The organism is Aliivibrio sifiae, from assembly GCF_002954705.1.
Lineage (GTDB): Bacteria > Pseudomonadota > Gammaproteobacteria > Enterobacterales > Vibrionaceae > Aliivibrio > Aliivibrio sifiae_A.
On the sequence record NZ_MSCO01000002.1, the window covers coordinates 1,008,941 to 1,012,099 of the forward strand.

General features: G+C 33.8%; 1 protein-coding gene and 1 pseudogene. Both read left to right on the plus strand.

From position 1 onward, the window contains the following. Nucleotides 1-1,830: cytochrome c peroxidase (locus tag BTO22_RS20050; protein ID WP_258132622.1), on the plus strand; the 1,830-nt coding region annotated here is incomplete at its 5' end. 163 nt (nucleotides 1,831-1,993) lie between these two features. Beyond that, nucleotides 1,994-3,138: pseudogene (locus tag BTO22_RS15520) on the plus strand (EAL domain-containing protein); the annotation flags it as partial. Between the last annotated feature and the right edge of the window lie 21 nt (nucleotides 3,139-3,159).

A 3,159-nucleotide genomic window follows, 5' to 3' on the forward strand; every position in this document is an offset into this window, starting at 1 on the left:
CTAATAATAAGTGTTTGCAGTATTTATCTATACTTATCTTTTCAAGCCCCTACTTGGGATCCTAATTCTCACCCCAAAACAGTTGAGAATAATGACCTTTTTTCTAAAGCGATTACAACTATTGATAAAGTAGAAATCAAAGAGAAAAGCAAAGCTAAATTAGGTTTAGAGCTTTTTCTTGATCCTAGGTTATCTTCAAATGGACAAGTAAGCTGTGAATCATGCCACCATATTTTTACTAATGGTGCAGAATCAATTCCCTCCTCAATTGGGGTTCATGATAAAGGACCCCGTAATTCTCCAACACTGTTTAATATCAGTTTAAATACTCGTTTTTTCTGGGATGGAAGAGCGGCAAGTTTAGAACAACAACTGGATGGCCCGATTCATAATCCATTAGAAATGGACAGTAATTGGACGGATATTATTCAATTTCTGAGCACTTCCAAACATTATTCAAATCGCTTTAACCAAGAATACAACGGTGATATTACCAGTACCTATATACCAATTTGCGAAGACAAAGGACTTAATTTAATTATTAACAATGAAATAGGCCCCAACACCATATTTAAAGGTGATAAACCTCGAATACGACAAATCATTTTTAATCTCATAAGTAACGCGGTGAAATTTACTCATGATGGTGCAATCACTTTATTTTTTAACCACACATTAACTACACAAAAACAAACTGGTATCACCATTCAAATCAAAGACAGTGGTATCGGGATCCGAAAAGAACGTTTAGAGAAAATCTTTAACCCTTTCATTCAAGCTGAATCTTCAACGACTAGGCAGTATGCCGGCACAGGATTAGGACTAGCCATTGTCAAACAACTCGTTGATGTTATGGGAGGCGAGATTTCAGTTAATAGCACAGAAGGAAAAGGGACGACATTTACAATCGTTATCCCGCTTGAAACAAGTATTAAACAAGCCGCTATTGAGAATAAGGATCATTCACCGAAAATTCCCCCAGAAGATCACGAAACACCAAGCAATTTATCAATATTGATTGCTGAAGATAATAAGGTAAATGCGTTAGTCGCGAAAATGTTCTGCCAACGCTTAGGGCATCAGGTAGCCATTGCTGAAAATGGCCAGATCGCTATTGATATATTAAAAGAGAGTTCGTTTGACCTGATCATCATGGATAACCACATGCCAATCATGGATGGAATAACAGCAACACAAATTATCAGAAATAAATTAAAAATCTCAACCGTCATTTTTGCTTGTACTGCTGATGTTTTCCAAGAAGCGCATGATAATTTCATTGCCGCTGGTGCTAATTATATCTTAACTAAGCCTCTTCAAGAGCAAAGCTTTCTTGATGCGATTAATCACCACAAAACAAAAATTGAACGAAATAAATCCAACCACCAACCAAATAAAAATATCATAGAGTTGAAACGGTACTCAAAAGATAAAATCATTACATTAGCCCTTACTGAAGCCGAGTTAACATTAGAACCTCTTATGGATATTTGTGACGATGATACTGGCGTATTAAATGATTTCTTAACTTCATTCATTGATACCTCAGAAGAGAGTATTACGTCTTTAATCACCGCTTACGACAAAAAAGACATCGATAATATCCGCCTTCATTCGCATTCGATAAAAGGAATGGCAGGAAATTTTGACGCTCATCGCCTTGTAGAAAGTGCTGCTTCTATAGAAAAAGAGGCAAAAATGGGGATTACTCCTAAATTAAATGACATTCAACAACTTATCAATTTATTAGAGGTCAACATTCAACAAGCCACACGTTTACTGGAAAATAATTCTGATAAAAACCAAGATGGTATTAACATTAAATCTTAATCCCATTCAAAGCTGATAACATAATCAATAATTATACTTTTTACAGTACTATTTCATTTTATAAATGTGAGGTTTATCTCAATTTGAACTGGTCTTCAGATAGGTTCAATTTATTGAACATGGTAAATTAGCGCCAATTATAACTTGGGATATAATAAGAATAATGCTTGAAAATAAATACTTCATTTACCAACCTAACTTTTTCTAAGCACTATTGTTTCCTATGAGGCATTATTACGATTTCAGCATTCTAATGAATTGCCTATACACTTCATTTCTGGAATTGAAGATAAAGAAAGTTTTGATAAAGAAGTTATTTCTCATGTTATTTCAGATAAATTAAGTTTACGAAATCAAGCTCATATTCATATCTCAATTAATGTATCAGTAGACAGCCTAGAGTCAGAATCATTTATTGAATACTGTGAGACCATATTTTCGTTAAATAAAGGGTTCACCTTAGAACTGAACTTCAACAACAAACACTTTGATCTAGAAAAAATACGTATTCATATTAAACGTTTACGTCATGTTGGTGTTCTTTTTACGCTTAATGATTATGGCACAGAATGCGTTAGCTCAGATCCATTATTAGGATTGAATTTTGACTATATTAAAATTGACCGTTCTTTAATTAGTGCTATTAATGATGATTATTTATCTTTTTGCTTCCTACGCTCTCTCTACCATAAGCTAAATAAATTCCTGGGTAATACCGTCATCATAAAAGGCATTGAAAACGTCAATCAACTCAATTTAATTCAATCTTTTGGTTCGGTAATATCTCAGGGGTACCACTTCTCGTATCCGTTACCTTTATCTGATATTGATCAGAATTTTGAATCAAAAAAACCACAATTAGAGAATAAACCTAGCTCAATAACTCCCCCTATTGATCGCTTTATTTATAATCTTAACATTGCCAAAAATGATGTAGAGTTAGAAACAGCATTAAGTGAACTGAAACCACAAGACCCCTTTAATCTACTAGGCATCGATTATAATAATTTTGATCTCCATGCACTTAATACAAAGTATCAAGAATTACTTGATGGTATCAAAAGCCCATCAATCTTATTTACGACCAATCTAATGAAGCACTGTAATTTCCTGTGCATTTTAAGAGATGAGTATGGTGTGGCGATATACAATAATAAAAAACACATAGATTATCTAGAGTGCGATTTGGTTGGTATGCCAGTCGATACAGTCCTTGCTCGCTTTCCCGATTATCAAACTTGTCTACAGCTTGATCAGCAACTGCTTAATAAAAAATCTGATAATTTAATATCAAATGAAACGATTGAGTTTCATTTTACTATCTCATGA